This window comes from Deltaproteobacteria bacterium (assembly GCA_016931625.1).
Taxonomy (GTDB): domain Bacteria; phylum Myxococcota; class XYA12-FULL-58-9; order XYA12-FULL-58-9; family JAFGEK01; genus JAFGEK01.
In genome coordinates this window covers 1-18312 of the sequence record JAFGEK010000069.1, presented here as the reverse complement: position 1 = coordinate 18312, position 18312 = coordinate 1, and the positions used below count along the sequence as shown (strand labels likewise).

General features: G+C 39.9%; 14 protein-coding genes. 11 read left to right on the top strand and 3 right to left on the bottom strand.

Features of this window, described 5'->3' with window-relative positions; genetic code table 11:
• The first annotated feature begins 82 nt into the window (after positions 1 to 82).
• Entirely contained in the window at positions 83 to 1474 is a 1392-nt protein-coding gene (locus tag JW841_05985; protein ID MBN1960477.1) for an alkaline phosphatase family protein, read from the top strand.
• Here the strand turns inward: JW841_05985 and JW841_05980 are convergent.
• Together JW841_05980 and JW841_05975 are read right to left on the bottom strand one after the other, a co-directional pair.
• Entirely contained in the window at positions 1467 to 2408 is a 942-nt protein-coding gene (locus JW841_05980) for a GDP-mannose 4,6-dehydratase (GenBank protein ID MBN1960476.1), read from the bottom strand. The two genes, JW841_05985 and JW841_05980, sit on opposite strands and share 8 nt — an antisense overlap.
• Positions 2409 to 2484: 76 nt before the next feature.
• Complete coding sequence (locus tag JW841_05975; protein MBN1960475.1) at positions 2485 to 3585, bottom strand: HD domain-containing protein; 1101 nt, start codon at positions 3583 to 3585, stop codon at positions 2485 to 2487.
• A gap of 209 nt (positions 3586 to 3794) precedes the next feature.
• Between JW841_05975 and JW841_05970 the strand changes: the two genes are divergently transcribed.
• The 7 genes from JW841_05970 (at position 3795) to JW841_05940 (ending at position 12368) form a co-directional block, all read left to right on the top strand.
• Entirely contained in the window at positions 3795 to 5156 is a 1362-nt protein-coding gene (locus JW841_05970) for an AarF/ABC1/UbiB kinase family protein (protein MBN1960474.1), read from the top strand.
• Between the two features lie 97 nt (positions 5157 to 5253).
• The gene (locus JW841_05965) at positions 5254 to 6606 is read left to right on the top strand and encodes a hypothetical protein (GenBank protein ID MBN1960473.1); all 1353 of its coding nucleotides are present in this window, start codon (positions 5254 to 5256) and stop codon (positions 6604 to 6606) included.
• Positions 6607 to 6727: 121 nt separating this feature from the next.
• The gene (locus tag JW841_05960) at positions 6728 to 7213 is read left to right on the top strand and encodes a tetratricopeptide repeat protein (protein ID MBN1960472.1); all 486 of its coding nucleotides are present in this window, start codon (positions 6728 to 6730) and stop codon (positions 7211 to 7213) included.
• 86 nt (positions 7214 to 7299) lie between these two features.
• The gene (locus JW841_05955; GenBank protein ID MBN1960471.1) at positions 7300 to 8127 is read left to right on the top strand and encodes a hypothetical protein; all 828 of its coding nucleotides are present in this window, start codon (positions 7300 to 7302) and stop codon (positions 8125 to 8127) included.
• Between the two features lie 49 nt (positions 8128 to 8176).
• Complete coding sequence (locus tag JW841_05950; GenBank protein MBN1960470.1) at positions 8177 to 8830, top strand: hypothetical protein; 654 nt, start codon at positions 8177 to 8179, stop codon at positions 8828 to 8830.
• Positions 8831 to 8922: 92 nt separating this feature from the next.
• On the top strand, positions 8923 to 9765 hold the full coding sequence (locus JW841_05945) for a hypothetical protein (GenBank protein MBN1960469.1): 843 nt from the start codon (positions 8923 to 8925) through the stop codon (positions 9763 to 9765).
• 83 nt (positions 9766 to 9848) lie between these two features.
• Complete coding sequence (locus JW841_05940) at positions 9849 to 12368, top strand: hypothetical protein (GenBank protein ID MBN1960468.1); 2520 nt, start codon at positions 9849 to 9851, stop codon at positions 12366 to 12368.
• Between the two features lie 39 nt (positions 12369 to 12407).
• Here JW841_05940 and JW841_05935 read toward each other — a convergent pair whose 3' ends face one another.
• On the bottom strand, positions 12408 to 12770 hold the full coding sequence (locus tag JW841_05935; protein ID MBN1960467.1) for a response regulator: 363 nt from the start codon (positions 12768 to 12770) through the stop codon (positions 12408 to 12410).
• 242 nt (positions 12771 to 13012) lie between these two features.
• Between JW841_05935 and JW841_05930 the strand changes: the two genes are divergently transcribed.
• From JW841_05930 to JW841_05920, 3 genes are all read left to right on the top strand, one after another.
• Positions 13013 to 13846, top strand: a complete 834-nt coding sequence (locus JW841_05930; protein MBN1960466.1) for a GAF domain-containing protein — start codon at positions 13013 to 13015, stop codon at positions 13844 to 13846.
• A gap of 258 nt (positions 13847 to 14104) precedes the next feature.
• Entirely contained in the window at positions 14105 to 15421 is a 1317-nt protein-coding gene (locus tag JW841_05925; protein ID MBN1960465.1) for an ammonium transporter, read from the top strand.
• A gap of 49 nt (positions 15422 to 15470) precedes the next feature.
• Positions 15471 to 17951 carry a DEAD/DEAH box helicase gene (locus tag JW841_05920; GenBank protein MBN1960464.1) on the top strand — a complete coding sequence of 827 codons (2481 nt, stop codon included), beginning with the start codon at positions 15471 to 15473 and terminating at the stop codon, positions 17949 to 17951.
• The last annotated feature ends 361 nt before the right edge of the window (positions 17952 to 18312 follow it).

Below are 18312 nucleotides of genomic sequence, written 5' to 3'. Positions count from 1 at the left end.
ACGTTATCAAGTACCCAATATTTGAAAAATTCATATAAGCAATGTTATGTGCTGCATATTCTCGTAAATAAAAGGAGCAATCGTGAGAGTTTTTCATCTCGCTATAGTTTATCTTTTAGTGATTTTTTTCGTGCAATCAGCCGCAGCTAAATATCCCGCCAAAGTGGTAATTATTGGGATAGATGGCGCTTCTTTAAATATCGTCGAACCATATGCGCAAAAAGGCGTGATCCCTAATATCGCCAAGCTTATGCAAGAAGGCACTCGTGGTCATCTCGAATCTTATTGGCCTACCCGTACCCCCCAAGTTTGGACATCGGCAGTAACCGGCAAACTCCCTGGGCAACATGGCATTTGGGATCATAAAACCGACACTGCTTTTAACCCTCCAAATGTACGTACCCAAACTAGTCATGTGGTTACTAGTAATGATCGCAAATCTAAAGCGTTATGGAACATCCTTGATCAGTATGGTGTCCGCTCACTTACGGTAGGTTGGGTAATTAGTTGGCCGGCCGAGCCGTTAAAACATGGGATCATGATTGCACCAAAAGAACTATTAGGTGACAAACGCCAAACCACCATTAAAGGCTCTTTTTATCGCGATGTTAAAAATTTTGTGCAGCCAAGTAGTTTAGAACCTCAAGCCACTAAACTGATCGTTGAGGCAAGCGATATCAGTGACACTGAAATTACCTATTTTGCCGACGTGCCCAGAGACCATTCACCAATCTATCAATTACCTTACCTTAAACGTTACATGTATACTTTTAAATGGAGCTTGGCGCGCGCGCGTTCAGTTGAAGCTCTGACGCTAAATTTTGTTGATCAAGCAAAAGCCGAGGTTGTACTAGCTTATTTTCAATGTACCGATACTATGGGTCATCGCTTCTGGATTTTTAAAGAACCATTATGGTATGTTGAGCAACGTCTTAAAGACTTAGGTTTACCCACTTGGCACATCAGTGAATTGCAGCGGCGCTTTGGTCGTGCCTTTGAGCAATGCTACATAGATACCGACGCTCGCATTGGACGTATTTTAGACGCGGTGCGTGGCCCAGATACATTAGTGTTGCTACTCTCTGATCATGGCTTTGGCCATGTTGAACGACCACATCCATTTAAATCTGAACCCTATGGTGGAGTGCATCTTGATCAAGGTATTATCGTAGCAAATGGCCCTGGGATAAATGCTGCAAAAATTTTAAATGATGTATCAATATTAGACATTACGCCTACGGTTTTATTTTATTTGGGCTTACCGACTGCCAAAGACATGCGTGGCAAAATTGCCAAAACTCTATTTACCCCAGCATTTTTAGCCAAGCAGCAAATTAAATCGATACCTTCTTATGAAAGCACCCCGCAAAACGACTGCCCATACTCGCAAGGCTATCCGCCACGTAAAATTCCACTAAAACCAACTGCTGACCAAATGAATGGCCGCAATCCTTACTTCTCAAAGCCTAATTAATATTTGTTTTTTTTTGTTTAAACCAAGAGTATGTCTTTGCCAAACCCGTTTTTAAACTAACTTGCGAACTCCAGCCTAAAACACGCGCAGCTAAACTTGTATCTATACATGAGCGACGTTGCTCACCAACTCGCGCATCAACATACTTTGTGGTTAAACTTACACCTGCTACTTCTGTTAAGTTTGCATAAAGTTCATTCACGTCGGTTTCAATACCGGTACCAATATTGACTGCACCAAGGTATTGCTTTTGTACGGCTAAAAAATTGGCCTGCGCAACGTCCTTTACAAAAACATAGTCACGAGTTTGACGACCATCGCCATAAATAATACATGGTTGATTAGCAAGTAACTTATCACTAAAAATTGCTACCACTCCAGCTTCACCATGGGGATCTTGGCGTGGCCCATATACATTAGCATAACGTAAAGCCGTATAAGAAATGCCGTAATTAGTATAATAAACACCAAGATATAATTCGCTGGCGGCCTTGGCTACCCCATAATTAGAAACTGGATACGCTGGATGCGATTCGGGAGTTGGTATTTGCTCAGTATCACCATAAATTGCGCCACCACTAGAAGCAAAAACTATATGCTGCACCGTTTTTGCTAAACGCGCTCCTTCAAGTATATTCAAAAGACCACATAAATTAATTTTGCAGTCATGTACAGGGTCATACATAGAGCGACGTACATCAATTTGAGCTGCTTGATGACAAATAACTTCGGGTTGTAGCTGTACAATTAAATTTTTAGTTTCAGCATCACAAACATCTTGTTGAAAAAATTTTGCTTTTTGCGGTACATTTTTGCGTTTTCCTGAAGATAAATCATCAATAACCGCAACCTCCCAATTAGCTGCAATAAATCTTTCAGCTACTGCAGAACCAATAAATCCAGCGCCGCCAGTAATACATATCAATGGTGACATCAATTTCTCTTTGATTGGCTTTTAGTTTTAAATACAGCCTATATCCTAAATTAACTGAAGGCGCGAATAAAAATATTTAAGCAGCTTCGCTACTGCTTGATTTTGAGTTGTATAGTTCATCAACAAATTGCTTACGTACCTCAAGCCATTGTTGTTCGCAAATAGCTAAAAACGCGGCGACCGCATCAGCATCAAATTGGCTATTACTATTTAGCGTGAGTTGTTTTTTAGCAGCAGCAAAACTCATTGGTTCGCGATACGGACGCTCCGACAACATCGCATCAAGAGCATCGGCAACGGCAAATATTCGCGCACCAATACAAATTGACTTTCCTGCTAAACCTCCCGGGTATCCTGTACCATCCCATCGTTCATGATGCTGCAAAACAATTTCTCTTGCGCCAGCTAGTGACTCAAATCCTTCAAGTAATTTGGCGCCATTAGACGAATGCTGTCGCATAATTGCCCACTCTTCTGCGTCAAGCGGGCCTGGTTTAAGTAAAATGCTGTCAGGCACACCAATTTTGCCAATATCATGTAATAACGAACCTTGATAAATTGATTGCAAAGCTGAACCAGCAACACCCATTTGCTCTGCTAACATACGTGAATAGGTGGCAACACGTCGACAATGTGCCCGAGTTTCATGATGTCGCAAATCAAGAGCATTTAGTAATATTTCAGCAAGAAATGTTTCACTTCGTAATAAAGCCTCTTGCAATCTTCGCTTTTGTTCTTCAAACGAACGACTTTGACCAACTACACTCTGTTGCACTCTGGATTGTAAAACTTTTTCTTGATGTGTGGTTATTGCTTTATTTAATAACACCTTTAACTCATCGGCATCCCACGGTTTAGTAACAATATAGCTAACCCCGTGTTCATTTACAGCCTGCATCGCCAAAGTTAAATCACATTCACCTGAAACCAGCATATAGCTCGCATTGGGCTGATGTTGTTTTAGCTCTTCGATTAATGTCAATCCATCAACCTCGGGCATACGATAATCTGTAGCAATCACTGCATATGAGTTTTTGCTTACCAGTTCACGCGCTTCATTGTGATCTGCTGCTAGATCTATGTTAAATCCATGAAATTTAACTATGCGGGCAAAAGCGACTCTTACAGGTTGTTCATCATCGATAAAAAGAATACTTTCAGATGAAATTAAGGTCATATCGCCTCCTCGATGCTGCTTTCTCTTTAATTCCTGCAATCAACGTTCCATATTTTGCAATTAAGTATTACAAGGCAATTATGACCCCACACCTAAAAGAATAACATGTATAATTTGAATTGCTATAGAATATTTTAATCAATGTGTGACTAGCGATTAATTAAATGTAATGCTAATTCTGGGTTGATAATACCCTGGGTAAGAACTAGATGGACGAGCAAAACCAACTTCTTATATCGCTGCTCAAAGCTCAGCTACTTGATAACGAAATCGAAGAAGTGCCAACTTCTACTTTAGGCCGACTTGGGCGTACAGCCTCTGCAGCCTTACGAGCTGGTGTAGCTATTAATGATTCTCGCAAGCGTGTAATAAATACCGATGATGACCAAGAAGAAATTGATGAAGAAGCAATTATAGCTTTAGTCACTTCGCTTGCAGAACTTAAAGGCGTGGCCATGAAAGTCGGTCAGGTCTTAAGTTACTCTGATGTAGCATTGCCGCCTAAATTAAAAGCCGCGCTTTCAGTTTTGCAAACACATGCCAAACCAATGAGTAGTGCCCAAGCGCGAATTATCATTAAAAAAGCACTCTCAGATAATCCTGATAATGCCGATGAAATTCTTGATTCAATAGAAACAACCCCAATAGCTGCCGCCTCTATAGGTCAAGTACATCGTGCTCGTTTATACAATGGCACTATTGTTGCGGTTAAAGTGCAATATCCAAACATCGAACGCGCCATCGCCGCTGATTTTGGACCTGCCGCTGTTGGTACTCGTTTTGCTTCACTAATTTATCGTAATGCTAAAATGCATAATGTTATTGAAGAGGCGCGTACTCGTTTCTTACAAGAATGCAATTATCTTTGCGAAGCTCGAGGGCAACAACGTTTTGGTTTTATTTATAAAAATCATCCAGTCATTATTATACCAGAAGTCCATATTAATTATTGTGCCCGCAATGTATTAACCTCAACTTTTATTGATGGGCTTTACTTAAACGATTTTGTCGCTACTAATCCATCACCAAAAGTAAGAAATTCTATTGGGCAAGCTTTATTTGAATACTACGTCAACACTCTATTTCAGCATCGCCTTTATAACTGTGACCCACATCCTGGTAATTTTTTATTTCGTCAAGACGGCACGGTTGCGATGCTTGATTATGGGTGCATACGTGAATTTGATATGTCTTTTGTTGCTAAGTTATCCGCGCTTACCATAGCCACACAAAATGATGATCGTGATGCTTTAAACGAAGCCTTTGTTGCTTTAGGTATGGTCAAACATTATCGCACCTATGACTTTGAAGCCGCTCGCGCTTTAACCCGCTCTTTATTTGGTCCGATGCTGCAACCTGGAATTCGAAAAATCGACCTCGAACAAACTCATTCTATGCGCCAACTAATACAAAATAAACAAAACCTGATGCAGTTAACTATTCCTGGCGAATTTCTCTTTCTCTTTCGTGTACGTCTGGGATTAATGTCTATTCTTGCAACCTTAGGGGCTGAAGTTGATTGGTTTGCCTTAGAACAACAATATTGCAAAATGAAGGGTATCTTTAAATAAAAAATTATCTTTTATTGCAGCTACCTAATAATCATGCGGTAATATTAAAGTTATAAGCCCGGATGTGCCATAATGCATCACCAAAGGCTCATACTGCATGCAAGTTAAAATTATTATCAAATGGCATTATGCTAAAATTTTACGGCGAGCCGGTTTAGTCCTTTTTTTGTCATTTATACCTACGCTATTGGCATCTTTTGCTGCTGCAAACCATAAATCTTCTAAAAATATTACTCCGGTAAATAATCCCGAGTTATTACTTACAGTCTTAATAGCAAACGACCCAGAATTTAAAGAAGTTAGTGATACTGACGCTCAGGTTATTCTCCATGAAGCTCAAAAAACTGTAGCCGATAAACTTAGCTTTGCTCATTTAAAATTTAAAATTGTTGGCCACACCAATGTAAAAAACTTTCTTGATACTTATGCACCTGATGGCAATGCCTGTGTTAATAATTTTGAGCCATTACGTGTACGACCGAATATTCGCTCAGCACAAAGTATTGATCAAAAATATGTCATTAATTTTTTATCCCACTGGAAACTTGAAGAGCTTAAAGCATTTTTTCCAAGTAATGTACAAGCTGAACTATCTTCATACGAAATCATCGCGCAAAAATTACAAGCTGAACATGACAAAAAAATAGCACTGCTTAAAAATTTTAAACTCGCTAATGGCGCTTCTCTTTTATCAGAAAAACACGCTGATGAGCGCTCTTATGTACGATGGATATGTGCGATGCGCAAACAGAACGTGGCAGATTTAATCTTAACCAATGCTTTTATTTTATATGACCTTGGCTCTGAGCCTTTTCCGCACACGGTTTTTCAAAAATGTAAAGTCGGAGGTGCTGCACTGCAATCGCCATCACGCCGAGCTATGCGCGGGCGTGCGATGTTTAGTTCAACTTTCTCTATGTTTACTGAAATCCCATTCTTTAAAGAAGATGGTTTAGACAAATTATCTCATCAAGAGCGTTTAAATGTTATTGGTGCTTTTATTCTTGCTCATGAATTAGGTCATGCAATTTTTCGACTTCCTGATTTTTACGACCACCCTAAAGAATGCTTGATGACCACCAAATATGAAACTGGATATATTGACGGATATTACTTACTCAAACAACATCCCGGCGCATGCCCAGCTTGCGCTCCATGGGTAAAGGCACGTGAGCACGTATTTAAAGCAGACCAGGCTCTTGCTAACGGCGATAATAGCACTGCAATAGCTGAGCTTAAAGAAGCTATCCGCACCACGCCTAAGCATATTGATGGCAGTTATAAACGCGCGATGGCAGATCTATCTTTTGAAATTGCTAAATTGTCTGCCCAACAAAATCCTCAAGCAGCACTAAAATGGCTTAATTCTGTGCTTAAAATTGTTCCTAATCATAGTGAGGCACTAGAATTACAAACCGAATTAAAAGAATTCTCCCAGCGTTCGCAATGATTAGTCCTGGTTATAAGCCCTTAAGCTAATCGAACCATGAATCTGATGTGGTTGAACCACCTAAGTAGCATTTTAGAACATATTGACATTACGCATATTTGACTGCTACCCGATCAATATCATGGCAAACGATAGTGTTGTTGTTACTTTTGCTCGTTTAGTTGAATATATTGCAAAAAAATTTTTACGCGGCGAAGTAACTCTCGCCGAACTAATGCAGCTAGATGAAAAAGAAATAGAAGTAATTTTTTTAATGGGGCACTATCTTTATAATTACGGTAAATATCAGCCCGCTTTAAATATTTTTTCTGTTTTAACCCTGTATAAACCTTTTGTTAGTCGCTATTGGCGTGCTGCTGGTGCTGCTAATCAGGCACTTAAAAAATATAAAGAAGCGATAGTGGCTTATGATATGGCACTTACTACTAATTTTAATGACGTAGTCAGCTATACCTACCGTGGTGAATCAAAAATTTCTTCAGGCCATCTTAAAGAAGGCATTACTGATTTAATGCGTGCTGTCGAAATTGGTGCTCCTTTAGGCTATTATGCTCAGTGGGTTAATCGAGCTAAAGCCATTTTAAAAGTACATGGTATCGAAGTCTAATGCCGCATCTTGTTGTCAGCTTGCTACAAAATTTGTTACGACTATATAGGGTGTGTCCTTGAATACCTAAATAAAGGAGTAGTGCAATGGCTGGTCAAATTCGCTCAGGAGGACAACCACAACCACTGCCCCGCGTAACACCTGCTGAAACCCCCAAACTGCAAGGCCCACAAAACACAGCACCACCAATCCAGGGGCCAGTTGATAAACAAATTCCTGGTCAAGTACCCGCTCAAATTGTTAACCGTCCGCTTAAAACCCTATCAGAAAAAGAAGAGGCTAAACTAAAACAACAGCGTAATTTAAATAAAATTTCTACTGAAGACGCTGTTCGCCTTGTACAACAGGCCGGATTTGTACGTACCCGTCGCCGAAAAACTAAGGGTTTCAACATAGGTGATGATAGTCATGCGCCTATACCAATACCAGATGAAGGCGATGATGTTGAATGGAGTTCTGAAGGTCTTGATGAAGCCCAAAAGCATTTAGCACTAGCTAGTGCTCAATTACGTGAAACTATACGTTCACCAGAAGAAAATTCTTTTGCAGAAACGATCCTTGGTAAATCTTATTTACCAACCGAAGAAAATCTTAAAAAACTCGAATATCTTGAGCAGCGAAACGGTGACCCCATTAACCTCGATGAACCTAGTAAAAATATTAAAAACCTCTTTGAAATCGAGCTTCCAGAAGATTTACCAGTAGGCCACCAACTCATGATTAATGGCTTAGTTGTAGCAGGTGAGTCAGTGTGGGTACAGGTAGACAAAGGTAAGATTAATGAACGCCATATGGTACGTGGCGTACAAAAAATTGCAGAAAAGAGTAACCAATCTGTAGGGGAAGCGCAAAAGATGAGTAAGGGGGTAAATCGCGAGCTGAACCTCCAGCGAACGGTTATTTTTAAACGTTAGCTGGTTAAAAAGTTAATTGTTTCAATTTTGTGAATAACGGAGAATTATCATGACTTATACTGGCGGAAGTGGCAACAACATTAACGTAAACGTAAATATAATCGCTAACTCAGCAGTTATGACAGCCACTAAAGGTGGCAGTATGAGTGAGTCCATTCAAGCACAACTGCAGGCAAACTGTGCTGAACTCGATGGCCTTGGTGCTGGCATTGCTGAGTTAATTGCTAAACTGCAAGCCGAAACCGAAAAACTACAATCCCTTCAGGAAAAATTTGAAGCGGAGAAACCAGTTCAAGGCAAAAAAGAAGACGACGAAGATTTCAAAAAACGCTTGGCGGAGTGGCAAAGCAATTGCGATACTCAACTAAATGCTGTTCAGCAGCAAATAGCCTCCATTCAGATGGAAATTCAAAGCAAAATGCAGCAAATGGACAAGCTGATGGCTGAAAATGTTAAATTGCAAAGTGAACTGCCAGCAGCACAAGCTGATGATGCTAGACGCGCTGAGCAAGCAAGAGCTCAAGCTCAAAAAGCTTTGGATGCAGCAAACCAAGCTATCTCTGCATCGCAAAAAGCAGAACCTGATACTCAAGCTAATGATCAGATTGAAGATAATCCAGCCGTAGAAGCTAGAAGACGTGAACGTTATTTACAAGCAAATGCACCAGATGCTGCTGGTATACCAGAAGATAAAAACATCTGATTTTTTCTTATTGCTGTCTTTAGCTGTAAATTAGCCAAGAGGAAGACGTGCTCCTCTAAACAAATAATAACGCCTATTTCGAGGAGAATTACATGACTTCCGTTGATTACAACGTAAACAAAAATACAGCATCAAAAGATGGCTCAGAAGTCGTTATAGCCGCTGAAGATGAGTTATATGAAATTGATGATCAATTTGATGAAGATGGCAGTAGTACCGAAATAGCGTTCGAATCTTTTACTGGTATCGAAAATGTCGATATTGACGATGAATACCCGATACCTGAGTTTTCGCTTAACCCAACTTTCGGCCCTGATCTAACTAACGAAAATGCCCATAATTTCAGTGCTGAAGATCGAGCTGAATTATCAAATATTTGTCATGGCATTTTTGATGCTGCTCCTAGCAGCGAAATACAAAAACGTTGGAGTGAATTTGTAAACAAAATGGCGGTAAACGGTGGCTGTATTGATCCCAATGCTTTAGTACAACAAGTATTGCGTGATGCATACCTCTCATCTACCGAAGATCTTCACCTGTTTGCCAAAAAAGTTAAATTTTACAATGAAATAAGAAAACAAATTCGCGCCGAGTTAAAAGCTGCTCGCGATTGCTTAAAACCATTACCAAATGACGCCAAAGACGACGCTAAGGTAGATTTCAGCAAAACACCTATTGAAACTCAGTTTTTTGGCGATGAACCATTAATTGGTGAGCCTGACTCAAATAATAAATGCACTACTAAAAGAGAATTAGAAGATTATATTAAAGAACTCGAAGAAAAAATGAGTACAGTTGGTGAAGATGCTCAACTAGCAAACACCGATATGCAAAATACTTTACAAAAACAACAACAAACGCTGCAGATGATATCAAATATCTCAAAAATGTTGTATGATACTGCTCAAGGAGTAATTCGCAAGTTTGCTGGTTAAGCAAACTTGGGATTAGATTTTTAATAAACCGAGCTGGGGCTAACTATCTATTTTCCCTAGCTCAATTTACAATAGGTGGCGCCATGGCTGTGCAAAGAATTAACGTTGATATTTCAGGCGCACCCATACCTACTGGGCTAGATGCCGACGTCGCTGCGCAGATTATTCAAAATCGTAGTGACACTGATGAAAAAATAAAAGATATTGAAGAAGACGCTGAAAAAAATAAGAAAATTGCGAAAAAACAGCAACAAGTTAGTGAAAAACAAAAAGAAACTGCTGTAAAAGTTGCACAAAAAATAGTTACTAATAGACAAACCAGTATTAACCGCCAAGAATTAAAACAAGAAGAAGAACTATTTCGTCAGTATCAACAAATAAGGGGTGGCAGCGATGGCCCTGAATCAAAACATGCTGTCGCAAACTGGGAAAATAATACTGAAATACAAAGCAAATTAACCGAAGCGCAAAAGAAATTATTTCGCCAAACCATGGTCAAAAACCCTCCTAAGGCAACACAGGCGAGTAATGCGCTTAATCGATTAACCAAACAACCTGGTTTTGAAAAAGCGATAAATACCACCCAACAAACTGGTATTTTGCATGAAAACATCTTAGAAAATCCAAAAACCGAACAAGCGGCAAGCAATATATTAAATAGCCGCTTTATGCAGTCTTCAAAAGCTGACGCGGGTACCAAAAATCAATTCTTACGTTTTGGTATGCAACAGGCCGCTAAAAACCAGTTCGAGTCGGTCAAACCTGCTGCCGACATGTTAGGTTCATTAGTAACTACTAATACACCACGACCAGCACAAAAAGCCGCGATGTCGATGGTGCAGCGTAATCCAGGAGAACCACGAGCGGCAAAAAATGTTGATGCCTTTGTACAAAACCCAAATGTTAAAGCGATGCCGAATTTTGCTCGTGGCAAGGCAACCGAGCTATTAGCAAAAACCAACGGAAAATCTGAGGTAAAACAAGGATTTGAAACTCTCGCCGCTAATACTAAATTCAAAGCACAAACAGCTGTTAATAAAGGACGTTTCTTTTCAACAATTGGTTCAGGTAAACCAAGTGAGTACCGAGCACTTACCGATAAATCACTTATTGCTCTGCAATCAGATGAATTTCCTAGTCGCGCATGCCATGTTAATAAATTTCTTAATAAAATGTCCGCACAAGTACAAAAAGGTGGGGCTACTTCAGTTGATACGCGCAAGCTTATAAAAGACTCGAAAAAGTCTGAAATGCCGCAGCCACCTACGCTGCAATCAACTGAAGGTCTTGATGACGATGAAGCGTTGCAAGTTCGTGCTCGCAATCGTAGTCAAGTAATGAATTATTACAATAAACTACAGCGCCATTATCAAAAAGCTGGCAACACCATTAAAACTATTCAAAAATCTAAAAGCAAATGCTTTGAAGACGTCAGTTTATTGACGCTCAACCCTCCAAAACAAATCAGCACTAAAGAGCTAACTAAAGGTCTTGATGACGATATCATTGCCCTTAACGATTCTCTATTTGAATCTACCAACGAATTATTCACTGATACCCAAGGTGAACAAAAAAAGTGTATGCGGGCCAAGCGTAATAAACATTTGACCCCACAAATGCGCAAGGCCCGTGCCGCTAAAGAACGTGTTTCGGGTATGCAACCCAGATACCATCAACCTAACCTAGGTAAAACTTCAGCTACCAACGTTTATACCGCAGCAACACCAAACACCAAGGGTAGTTTGGCTAAAAGTGCTAATGCTACAGCCAATGCCACAGCCAATGCCACAGCCAATGCCACAGGAGGAGCTGCCAGAGGGCAAGCAAAAGCAGGTCGCGGTACTCTTCGCGCTGGCGCTTCAATGAGCGGAACTAACAGCATTGGCAATCTGACTGATGCTGCACTTGGCGATATTGACACACAACTATCTTCGGTTTTTTCTCAATTAGGTAATATCGCTAATCAACCCGAACAAGCCAGTCAACTGGTACAAACCATCGCGCAAAATGTTGCACAAAAAGTTGCACAACAGGTAACGCAACAAATAATTGAGAAATTATCTGAACAACTACTCGCTGCTTCATCTTTGTCTGAGGTAATGCCTAGAGAAACCGAATCTCTTATTGGCTCTACGGCACCACAAACCGCAAGAGCTAATAAACCTCATCGCATGAGTGCCCCAGCTGATGGTTGGGGTATACAACGAAACTATGATCCTGATTTGGGTGGTCCGCAACCAAGTTTAGCAAAAAGCAGAGCATCAAATATCGATGCAAATGATGCTACTATGGTTGAAGAAAAATATACTGGAAAAACTTTAGTTAAAGATCCCTCTTCGCTCCGCTCACTTGGCGAGCTTATGAACAGCAACGAAGAATGGACCCAGCTTTCAAAAAGCGAACAAGTCATTTTACGCAATTTAGGATGGGATGGGCGTAGTTGGGCTGCGCGTAATACTCCCAAAGCTAGATGGCCAAGTGAAATGTTTACCCCTTATTTGAGTCTTGCCCCGGCAAAACGTCAGGCTATTCGCAACTTAGGTTTTTCAGCCTCTGAGTGGGATGCTAAAGTACAACAGCTTTTAATGGGGCAAAATGCTTAAAAAATAAGGGGGTGTCCCTAATTAGTCTGGTACTTAAGCCTATTCTAATAACCGTTTTACTTTTTTTAATAATTCAGCGCCATTGATCGGTTTTGAAATAAAATCATCTGCTCCGCCACGTAACATAATCTCTCGATCTTTATCACGCCCAATAGTGGTAATAACAATCACTGGTATGGTTTTTGTTGATTGGTTTGATTTTAATGTAGCTAATACCGAAGCACCATCCATTACTGGCATTTGAATATCTAATAAAATAAGATCGGGCTTTTCGCTATAAACTAAACGTAATGCTTCTGCCCCATCTCCTGCTTGTATTACACGAAAACCACGTTGCACTAAAAATGCTTGCTCAAGAGCTCGAAAAGTTCTGGAGTCATCGGCGATCAACACCGTTTTCATAGCTATAGCATACCTCGTTTTTCAGTTATCGCAAAACATCGTATTTATTTACGATATTTTTTCTAATGGATTAATATACTTAAAAAAAATTTATATAAGCATACTTTTTAATTTAGCAACATTTCTCATATATTCCTATTTCATCTTGGTTAGTACGTGATTATTTAAATAAAATGCATCAATGCATTAACGAGACTTGCATACTCATTAACAAGCGGCGATGATTTCTAAAAGGGGTGCCGATGAGTGATAAACAAACTCCAGCATCAGCTGATCGTTTTCTTGAATTATTTGAAGAAGGTAAACGTTTTACTCAAGAATTACTTAAAGAAAACGAAAAACTTCGTTTTATTATTGCTAAACTTCGCGATGAAAAAACCGATTTAGAGCAACAATTACAAGTTAATAACAATCCAACCTTAGCTGAAAAAACACAAAATTTAGAGAATATTGTCACCCAACTACGTGATGAACTCGAGATCATCCGTAAACAATTTAACTCGGTAGAAGGTGAAAACAGAAAATTTGCTGAGCGTTATTTACGCCTTGAGCGACAAAATTCAGATCTGCTATCAATGTATGTCGCAACTTATCGTTTACATTCTACTCTCGATTTCTCAGAAGTCGTTAACACCGTAAAAGAAATTATTATCAATCTCATTGGTTCTGAAGCATTTGGCATATATTTATTTGATGAAAATCAACAAAACTTAACCCTGATTGCAAGCGAAGGTCTTGAAAAACATAAAAATAATGAAACGTTAGAACTGGATAATAATATTACCAAAATTGCATTAACCCGAAAAATTTGGGTTACTCCTGCAGAAAAAGTAACTAAAACGCAAACCGAACAACCCATTGCAGCCATTCCACTGAAAATTGATCAACGGACCATTGGTGTTATTGCTTTATTTAGTTTGCTCTCGCAAAAAGACGCCTTTGGTTCGGTTGATTATGAATTATTTGAATTGCTCGGTGGGCACGCTGCTACTGCCTTGTACGTGGCTAACCTCTACGCCCTGTCTGAACGTAAACGCAACACCCTCGAAGGATTTATTGGCTTGCTAAAATCTTAAAGTACGGTTTAGGCACGTTTGCTATTGCTTAATTATAAAAATAGTTAATATTAATACAATTCTATAGACATTAATACTTAATTATGTCATATTTATCATAAATTATATTGTAATAAATATTACAATTTTAATTGAAGGGTTAGTACTCATTATCGCTATAAGCCCTCATTCATATTTGCTACGCCTTTTAGCATTTATGGGCACTAACACCGGTACTTTTTTACTACTGAAAGGAAAACAATCATGAGCACTACTGCCATTGACACCGGAAATACCGCGTGGATGTTGGTGTCCTCGGCCTTGGTATTATTGATGACTCCTGGGCTTGCCTTTTTTTATGGCGGACTTACTGGTACTAAAAATGTCCTCAACACCATAATGATGAGTCTCATCGCAATCTGTGTTGTTGGTATTGTTTGGGCCATTGGTGGTTATTCGCTCGCATTCGCTGATGGCAATGCCATCATTGGCGGCTTAGATTACCTTGGCCTTACTGGCGTTGGTGCCGAAGCTAAAAGTGGCATGAGCATACCACATTCTGTCTTTATGGCATTTCAAATGATGTTTGCCATCATCACTCCGGCATTAATTTCTGGCGCTATCATTGGCCGTATGAAATTTACTGCTTATACGGTTTTTCTCGTTTTATGGTCACTGCTTGTTTATGTGCCTCTGGCACATTGGGTATGGGGCGGTGGTTTTATTGCTAAGCTTGGTGCCTTAGATTTCGCTGGCGGTACTGTAGTTCATGTTAGCGCTGGTTTTTCTGCGCTTGTTGCTGCAATCATTTTAGGTAGACGACATGGTCACCGTGTGCATCCACACAAACCACACAATATTCCGTTTGTGGCTTTAGGTGCAGCTTTATTGTGGTTTGGCTGGTATGGTTTTAATGCTGGCTCTGCCTTGGCTGCAGATGGCATTGCCGGACTTGCCTTTGTAAATACTACTCTTGGAGCTTTCGGGGCCATGGCAACATGGGCTGCATTAGAAATGATCCGCAACGGTAAACCTACAGCAGTTGGTGTTGCAACTGGTGCGGTTGTTGGTTTGGTAACAATTACACCCGCGGCCGGTTTTGTTATGCCAATGTATGCCATTTTAATTGGTATTATTGGCGCAACGGTAAGCTTCTTTACTATTCAAGCTATGGGTAAAACTAAAGTTGACGATAGTCTCGATGTTTTTGCCTGCCATGGGATGGGTGGTTTAGTTGGTTCATTACTTACTGGTGTATTTGCTACTAAAGCTGCTAATGCAGCAGGGGCTGATGGTTGGCTATATGGCAATTTCTCATTAGTGATTAAGCAAATTATCGCAGTAGTTGCTGGCATTGGCTTAGCTATGGTTATGACGACAGTAATTTTAGTAGTGTTAAAATTATTTGTTTATATTCGCGTTAATAATGAAGATGAGCAAATTGGTCTTGATATGAGCCTACATGGTGAAAGTGCCTATGAAACCGGGTATGGTAGTGGCAATTTTGGTGAACATGCTATGCATGAATCACAGGCCGATTCGTTAACTGCAAAACCGTTAATTACAAAAAAGACCTTATCATCGGCTGAATCTTGAACAATCTATGTAAAAATGGTCTTTACAAAAGTACTTAAAACGCGGATAGATGACTTTCGGCCTCATGGAAAACCAGAAGCCCTCTATTAAAAACGCAATCTATGCACCTATTGCATTAACTGCACAAAGTACTGTGCCTTTTGTAGCTCATCTTCACCTTTTTACTGAAACGTTGCTAATTGATAATCAATTAGAAGAAAATGTCGTGTTAACCACCGGAGCTGCTATTTTGCGTTTTGATTATGGTGGCACTCTCATTCGTATGAGTGATTCACGAACGCGTTTTTTTCGTAATAGCGATGCCGGTATACAATCAATAGAACGAGATATCGCTGCTGAACAAGAGGTACAGCGCTTAATCGAAAGCTTTGGTGCCATTGAAACTGCTTGTCTTAATGAGTCTAGCAGTTACAGCGGTAATGCCGACTATATAATTAATACTGAAGCCGATATGCACGCGCTTTGCACCTTTACCTCATATGCCATCCCACAGCTACGCGCTTATGGTATCAAAGTTGATATTGATCCAAATTACCACTGGCAAACTGTAGATGCTCAACGTGCTTGGTATGCAAGTATTGATAAAGAAACACCAGGGTGGTTGAATCTTGAACTTGGTATCGATGTTGATGGACAAAAGCAAAACTTACTACCTATTTTACTTACCCTGATTGATAAAGCTCCGGCTGATTTAGAACTTAATGCTTTAGCACACTCTGCTCGGCGTTTAGTTGGTCTTAAAATCGGCATAAATCGCTATTTAACCATTGCTCCTAAACGACTCTTAAAAATTTTAAGAGTGCTCATAGAATTAAATCAAGGACATAAGACTAATGACTCACGATTATTAGTTAATAACCTGCAAATCGCTGGTTTGAAAAACCTTGAACGTATCTTTAGTGAGGAAAATGATAGTATTACCATCAATGCCAACGCATTTATAAAACGTCAAGCAAATGCATTTAAATCGCTTGGGCAACAGCCAGCTTGGACACCTGCAGGTTTGCAGACAACTTTGCGACCATATCAGCGGGCTGGCTTAGCTTGGCTTACTGCTTTAGCTGAGCAACAAGTTGGTGGAATTCTCGCTGATGATATGGGCCTTGGCAAAACCTTACAGGTTATTTCTCACTTGTTAGTATTACGAGATGCTAAGCAATTAATAACACCTGCATTAGTAGTTACCCCAACGAGCTTAGTAAAAAACTGGCAGCGCGAGCTTCAACGTTTTGCCCCAACCTTAAGAACTATTATCAGTCACGGTCCTCAACGAAACGATTTATGGCAACGTGCTAAGCATTGTGAGGTAGTACTTACAACTTACCCGATAGTATTACGTGACCAAAATATTCTCAGTGAGCTTAATTTTTCACTATTAGTATTAGACGAAGCTCAAATTATTAAGAACTCACGAAGCCAAATTCATCAAGCCGTAAAAACTCTGCCTGCTACACGAAGACTTTGTTTATCGGGCACTCCGATTGAAAATAATTTACAAGAGTTGTGGTCACTATTTGATTTTGCCGTACCGGGTTTATTAGGTTCACAAAATGTTTTTCGTGATCATTTTGCCCTCCCTATTGAACAAGGTGGTTGTAATGAACGGCTAATAGCTTTACGTAATCGTGTAGCACCTTTTATTTTACGCCGCCATAAACGTGACGTCGCCCCCGAATTGCCACCTAAAACTGAAATCGTTCGACCTGTTGAATTAACGGATGATCAACGAGACCTCTATGAAACTATTCGCTTAGCCGCTCATGATCAAATTCGCAAAGCGGTAAATGAACGTGGGATGGCCGGAGCAACCATAACCATTCTTGATGCCTTAATGAAACTGCGGCAAGTGTGTTGCGATCCGCGATTGTTGCGCCTTGATGCCGCGCGCACGGTAAGCACTTCGGCTAAATATGATTTATTTTTTGACATTGTTACAGCTCAACTTGAACAAAATCATCGTGTTTTAGTCTTTTCACAATTCACTACTATGTTGGCTCTGCTTGCCAAAGGATTATCAGAACGCGGTATTCGTCACGCTATTCTCACTGGCGCAACTAACGATCGCCAAGCGCAGGTTGATATTTTTCAACATCGACGCGCCGAAGTATTTCTAATTAGCTTAAAAGCTGGCGGTACCGGTTTGAATCTTACTGAAGCAGATACTGTGATCCACTATGACCCCTGGTGGAATCCGGCAGCACAAGCACAAGCTACTGATCGCGCCTATCGCATAGGCCAATTACGTCCGGTGTTCGTTTATAATTTAATCGCCGCTGGTAGTGTTGAAGAACGTATCTTAGCTCTGCAAAGACAAAAACAAGAATTAGCCAACAATATTTTACATAACACTGATCCCAGCAAACGGATATTTTCTGCTGATGAAGTACAAACATTATTAGCACCGTTAGATACTGAACCTGCTTATAAAAATGAAACATTAATAAGTCACTGGGCAAAACGGCATAACAATATTCGTCTTAAAACACGACCTCAACTTACTAGAATGCGTATTAAATATGATGAAAATTGATTTCAGCAAGCGGTACTTCTTGATGTTCATCAATTGGTTGTGAGGAAAACTTCATAAAATCTCCAGCACCAAAGACAGCCGGAAGACACACCTGTACCAATCTGGCAGGTGCTCAAATCATCTACCCTCAGTGTCATTACGGTATGAAATGGCGATGAACACGAACTTAATGAATTTAATTTGGCAATGGGATTAGATATAAAAATATATTTTGTAAATAACCTTCAAAACGAAATATTGCATTATTACTTTTTTATTAATGCTAAATTATTTTATCTGCGTGTAGGAAAAATTAGCGCATATTCTTAAACGCTTATAACACGTAAACTATCAAATACCACTTTCATCAATTAAAAATAAG